General features: G+C 44.6%; 1 rRNA gene. It reads right to left on the bottom strand.

The features are described from left to right. Positions 1 to 931 precede the first annotated feature (931 nt). Positions 932 to 1,047: ribosomal RNA gene (gene rrf / locus GJU40_RS20440) — 5S ribosomal RNA — on the bottom strand. Positions 1,048 to 1,112: the final 65 nt, after the last annotated feature.

The following is a 1,112-nucleotide window of genomic DNA, read 5'->3' on the forward strand; positions in this document are numbered from 1 at the left end:
CATCCAGTTGGATCGAATACAAGCCAGCTAGCTGCATAAACCCATTTTAAAAAATCCAAATTCAAACCTTGGGGGGCCTTTTTTTGCTTTTTAAGACAGCACAATCCTCAATTTTCGTATAAATTCCGTCTAATCGGCTAAAAGCGCTGAAAATAGATGACTTTTAGCAACATAACCGGAAAAGCTTCCCTTATATTGCATTAAATTCACCTTCTTTTTCATCTAACCGGAATATTTCCGTTTATGTGGGCCATCCCCCAGGGAGAACGTTCACTTCAAGGGCTCCTTCACTTCATGTCCCCCCTCGAACCCCCGGGTTTTCAAATATTCAAAAGTCCTCACTCGCACTCAAAAACATTACAACCCAGCACCTCCGGTATAAAAAAACACAAAAAAAGAACAGCTCTGCAACTGTTCTTTCATTCGCCTGGCAGCGTCCTACTCTCACAAGGGGAAGCCCCTAACTACCATCGGCGCCGCAGAGCTTAACTTCCGTGTTCGGTATCCGGCTTCCGATGAGCTTGTAATCTCTTCGTCCATTCATGTACCTGATGGAATGAAATAGACGTAGAGATTCCGCTTATTGGGGAAAAACAGCTAAAATCGGCTGAAATAGGAGTAGAAATTCCGCCTAATCAGCTAAAAGCGCTGAAACTAGACGACTTTTAGCAACATAACCGGAAAAGCTTCCCTTATATCGCCTGAAATTCGCCTTCTTTTTCATCTAACCGGAATATCTCCGTTTATGTGGGCCATCCCCCAGGGAGAACGTTCACTTCAAGGGCTCCTTCACTTCATGTCCTCCCTCGAACCCCCGGGTTTTCAAATATTCAAAAGTCCTCACTCGCACTCAAAAACATTACAACCCAGCACCTCCGGTATAAAAAAACACAAAAAAAGAACAGCTCTGCAACTGTCCTTTCTTTCATTCGCCTGGCAGCGTCCTACTCTCACAAGGGGAAGCCCCTAACTACCATCGGCGCTGAAGAGCTTAACTTCCGTGTTCGGTATGGGAACGGGTGTGACCTCTTCGCTATCGCCACCAGACTGTATAAAGTTTGAGAAAAACATGTTCCCTCAAAACTGGATAACGCGCAAGATATTATATGTTT

Origin of the sequence: Metabacillus lacus (genome assembly GCF_009674805.1) — a bacterium.
Classification (GTDB): Bacteria; Bacillota; Bacilli; order Bacillales; family Bacillaceae; genus Metabacillus_C; species Metabacillus_C lacus.